Source organism: Acidithiobacillus sp. TH-A36, assembly GCF_057473445.1.
The window spans coordinates 1-1,258 of record NZ_JBYCKP010000243.1 but is presented as its reverse complement, the minus strand read 5'-3'; the positions used below and the strand labels follow the sequence as shown (position 1 = coordinate 1,258).

Annotated in this window: 2 protein-coding genes; both read left to right on the top strand. The window is 49.0% G+C overall.

The window, feature by feature from the left end; translation table 11 throughout:
* Window positions 1-562 (top strand): hypothetical protein (locus tag AC2VLY_RS06365; RefSeq protein ID WP_486921952.1); only part of this gene is annotated, 562 nt, incomplete at its 5' end.
* Between the two features lie 30 nt (window positions 563-592).
* Window positions 593-1,021 (top strand): hypothetical protein, encoded by a 429-nt coding sequence (locus AC2VLY_RS06360; RefSeq protein WP_486921951.1) that lies wholly within the window; start codon window positions 593-595, stop codon window positions 1,019-1,021.
* Window positions 1,022-1,258: the final 237 nt, after the last annotated feature.

Here is a 1,258-nt window from a genome sequence, read left to right as displayed (position 1 = left end):
TGATACCGCCCACAGGGCTGATCTGGTGGCGTACCTGCAGTCTATTGGCTTGCCCGTCAAAAAAGACGGGGTGAAGGATTGGGTGGTGGATGACCGTTATCGCGTAACACAAGAAAAGGATGGGCATTTCGTCTGGTGTGACTGGGAAGGGGTTGATGGTGGTGATCCCATCGATTTTTGCGTGAAAGAAATGGGATTGAGTTTCCAGCAGGCCTTGGCCGATCTTTCAGGTTCAACGATCACGAAAAAAGCGGAAAAAAGAACGGTCCTATCTCATCAACTGCCTGTTGCTCCACTGGTCTGTCGGAATTCTGATCCGGTCATGCACTATTTGCAGGATCGCGGTATCAGCCAAAAAACCATCCGGAGTGCACAAGGGGCAGGGTTCCTGCGCTTTGTGGATTACAAAGGGATTCCCTCTGTGGCCTTTTGTGGCAGAGGGGATGGTCAAATGCGATCCATGACTCTCAGGCTGACCCAATCTATTCCGTCCTGGGATGGGAAGAAACAGCTGACAAAGTTGGACGTAAAGCATTCCGATAAATCCTATCCAGCCATCTAGCATGGGGATGATCGAGGTTCTGTCTGGGTTGTGGAAGACGGTATGGACGCGCTGGCTGTTATTGATTGGTACAAGACCCGTCGGAAGCCTATCCCTTGCGTCATTGTCTCTGGCGGGGCGAATGTCCGATCGTTTTTAGACCAGCCGCATGTGCAGAAGATGCTGAAAGAGGCCGATACGGTTTATGTGGCTATGGAACGCGAGAAAAATACCAAAATACAGGCCAAAACTGATGCCGCGCACGAACAGCAGATCGATACAATCTGGAAGCTCGGTTGTGAAAAGGTGTTTGCCTGGATGCCACCAGCCGGCACCAAAGACATCGCCGATGCATGGAAAGCGGGGGCTTTGCCGGATCCGCATGATCCGTTGGCGCATATGCGGAAGAAAAGTGGAGATGAATCCGCATCAATGCAGACAGCAGCGCCTGCGGCAATATTGACGTTTGGACAGGATTAGCTCCCATTCAATAGGCAATGATCATTTTGCAGCTTTTTATGCGATATTTTTTGATGTGATGATTGTGATTTTCAAAATGGTATCAGAGTGTTTTACCGTATTTGGCGCTGCAATTACGCTGCACTGAGCGGCGGGAACACTAGGGATAACGTGGGATATGTCAGGATACATCGCGCACAACTAGATGATATTGTTAAACTATGTAAAATGCTTATATTTCAAAAAGTCAGAAAAAAT